The organism is uncultured Campylobacter sp., assembly GCF_937949835.1.
Taxonomy (GTDB): domain Bacteria; phylum Campylobacterota; class Campylobacteria; order Campylobacterales; family Campylobacteraceae; genus Campylobacter_B.
Map to the genome: position 1 here is coordinate 1 of NZ_CALEDC010000456.1, position 1,251 is coordinate 1,251.

The following is a 1,251-nucleotide window of genomic DNA, read 5'->3' on the forward strand; positions in this document are numbered from 1 at the left end:
AAATTTAAGGATAAATTCAAAACTCTAAGTTTAAAATTCCGTCCTAGCGGGGGCGGTGCGCAGAAATGAAATTTCGCATAAAAGCGGCGCTAAATTTCGGCACGCGGAAGTTAAATTCCAAGGCATAAATTTGCTACGTAGAATTTTAAAAGCTCGATGCAAAGCGTTATTGGCGCGAGGCTTAAGATCGGTAAAAACTTGCTACGTAAAATTTAAAAGCGGGATTTTCTAGTTAAATTTTTAAAAGCAAATTTCAGTAAAATTTCACGAGGCAAAATTTCAAATTAAAATTTTGCAAATTAAAATTCCGCAAAGCACAATTTAAAGCGAAATTTTTGCGCGCAAGCAAACTCCCGCAAATCAAATCATCGGAGCAAAAATGAGATATATTTTCGGGCCCGTAACCTCGCGCAGGTTCGGGCGCAGCCTCGGCATCGATCTGAGCCCGCAGCGCAAGCAGTGCAACTTCAACTGCGTCTATTGCGAGCTGGGCGCGGGCAAGCCGGTAGGAGCGATGAGCGAGCCCTGTGAGATCGGCCCGGTCATCGCCGAGCTGAAAACCGCGCTGCAAAGCCACGCGGGCATTGACGTCATCACGATCACGGCAAACGGCGAGCCCACGCTGCATCCGCGCTTTGCAGAGCTCGTGGACGCGCTAAAAGCGCTGCACCTGCCGCAGAAGCTGCTCGTTTTGTCAAACGGCTCACTCGTGCGCGAAAACAGCGCAGCGTTAGCGAAGCTTGATATTTGTAAATTTTCGCTAGATAGCGTGCTTGCGAGAAGCTTTCGCAAGGTGGACGGCCCGCACGTAGGCATTGGCGCCGAGGATATCGTAAGCGCGATCGCGGATTTTGCGCGCGAGTTTCGCGGCGAGCTCGATATCGAAATCCTAGTCGTGCGCGGGCTAAACGACACGCAAGAGGATTTTGCGGCGCTGAATGCGGCTTTAGCTCGCATCAATCCGCACCGCGTCGATCTCGGCACGATCGATCGTCCGCCTGCATACCGCGTGCAGGGTGTGAGCGAGGCGCAGCTGCGCTATCTAGCCACTTTCATCGAAAATCAAAACGTAAATATCATCGCTGCGCCCAAATACGCAAGCGAGCGGTTAAGTTTTAGTGAGGACGAGATATTGCATACTTTGGCACGTCGTCCGCAGCGCACGAGCGACGTGGAGGCGATGTTTGACGAAGCGAGCGCGCAGCTTTTAAAGCGTCTCGCGGGTGCGGGTAAGGTTGTTTTTAAAGACGG

The 1,251-nt window shown here is 51.2% G+C and carries 1 protein-coding gene; it reads left to right on the plus strand.

The window, feature by feature from the left end; genetic code table 11:
* Window positions 1–379: 379 nt before the first annotated feature.
* Window positions 380–1,251, plus strand: an 872-nt coding sequence (locus Q0256_RS10125) for a radical SAM protein (RefSeq protein ID WP_297962694.1), incomplete at its 3' end; no start/stop codon positions are given.